The sequence below is a fragment of the Pseudochrobactrum sp. AO18b genome (assembly GCF_000409565.1).
GTDB lineage: Bacteria > Pseudomonadota > Alphaproteobacteria > Rhizobiales > Rhizobiaceae > Pseudochrobactrum > Pseudochrobactrum saccharolyticum.
On record NZ_ANNO01000345.1, the window covers coordinates 1 to 1,560 of the forward strand.

Consider the following 1,560-nt stretch of genomic DNA (forward strand, 5'->3'; position numbering starts at 1 on the left):
CCTGTGCTGTGTCTGCCTGCTGTGCCAATGCCCAGAGGATGAAAGCAAAGAACGCAAACACCATAATGATGGCTGCATAACCGCCCGGCATTTTGAAGTTTGATTTCGCATGGAGATCAGGACGCTTACGACGATATTGCACATAAGATGCCAGAATGATCGACCAGACAAAGATAAACAGCAGAGCCGAAATCGTGGTCACAATGGTGAAAGCTTCAATAATGCTCTGTCCTGCGTAAAGCAGCACAACACCTGCGAGCAGGAATGTGCAGGAGAAGAACAGCGCATTGACCGGCACATGACGGTGGTTCAGTTTGCCCAGTGTTTTTGGTGCCAGAGCATAGCTTGCCAGACCAAAAATCATACGCGATGTCGAGTAAATACCGGAATTGGCGCTCGAAGCCGCAGAGGTCAGCACCACGAAATTCACGACATGCGCGGCAATGCCGAGGCCTGCGAGCGAGAACATGGCGACAAACGGACTGCTCGACGGGTCAACTTGGTTCCAAGGCATCACAGTCATGATGACAAAGAGCGAACCGAGATAGAACAGCACAATACGCACAGGGATCGAGTTGATCGCCTTTGGCAGATTGCGCTCCGGATTTTCGGTTTCAGCAGCGGCGGTACCAACAAGCTCAATACCGACAAAAGCGAAAACCGCGATCTGGAAACCGGCAACAAAACCGAAGAAACCATTCGGGAAGAAGCCGCCCTGATCCCACAAATGGGTAATGGAAGCCGCAGTGCCGTTTGGTGACACATAGCCGGAACTGAGCATGACAACGCCGGTAATAATCAGCGCAACAATGGCAACAATCTTAATCAGCGCGAACCAGAATTCGATTTCACCGAAATTGCGCACATTCGGCAAGTTCAGCGCAACCAAAACCACGATCAGGCCAAGGGCGGGAATCCACAAGGCCAGCTCAGGGAACCAGAACGACATATAACCGGCAACGGCCACAACATCGGCAATACCGGTAACAATCCAGCACAGCCAATAGGTCCAGCCGGTAAAAAACTGCGCCCATGATCCGAGATAATCACCGGCAAAATCAGCAAAAGAGCGATAATTCAGATTGGACAGTAACAGCTCGCCCAAAGCGCGCATTACGAAAAACAGCATAAAGCCGATAATCGCATAGACCAGCAGGATTGACGGGCCTGCGAGCGAAATTGTTTTGCCCGAGCCCATGAAAAGGCCGGTACCAATAGCACCGCCGATGGCGATCAGCTGCAAATGGCGGTTTTTGAGATTACGGGCAAGATGCGGCTCTTCCTCTTGGGAATGCGGGTGCCCCGATGCAGTATCCATTCAGTATGCCTCACAATTCATCTGCCAGAATATTTTCCCTCCTAAATCCAAGAAAATATTCTGTTTTTGTTTTCTGCATGCTTTGCCGGCGGGCGCTGATTCCGCAGCGCTGGCAAACACCCTGAGCGATTACTCCTGTGTGCTTTCAAGGGAAAGCAAAATTTGCATGAGGTTAGACTAATGTCGCATAGGGCGGTGCTATGACGTGTCGGTAAAAGAAAAAGGCCCTGATTTTCATCAGG

Annotated in this window: 1 protein-coding gene; it reads right to left on the bottom strand. The window is 50.8% G+C overall.

Going from position 1 to position 1,560, the window contains the following annotated elements:
- On the bottom strand, positions 1 to 1,318 hold a 1,318-nt coding region (locus A918_RS0113575; RefSeq protein WP_022711593.1), incomplete at its 3' end, for an amino acid permease.
- Between the last annotated feature and the right edge of the window lie 242 nt (positions 1,319 to 1,560).